At 33.2% G+C, this 220-nt stretch carries 1 pseudogene; it reads right to left on the reverse strand.

The annotated features are described in order from the left end of the window. Positions 1–220 (reverse strand): annotated as a pseudogene (locus ELQ12_RS10180) (hypothetical protein); the annotation flags it as partial.

Consider the following 220-nt stretch of genomic DNA (forward strand, 5'->3'; position numbering starts at 1 on the left):
TATCCATCCATATAATGATCAAATTCTTTCCTGCTTTCAGGAGTAGAATCTATATCTCTTGGATCTTTTAATTTGCCTTTTTCAATATCATCATATAAAGCCCAAATAATCCTGCCTTCTTCATCAAGAGCAAATCGATATCGATTTAAATCAATCACCCAATCTACTCCCATAATCTCATCTATAAAAGGAAGCATACCAAATTCATCAGGCTGTATAG

Origin of the sequence: Campylobacter sp. US25a (assembly GCF_004379075.1) — a bacterium.
Classification (GTDB): Bacteria; Campylobacterota; Campylobacteria; order Campylobacterales; family Campylobacteraceae; genus Campylobacter_D; species Campylobacter_D jejuni.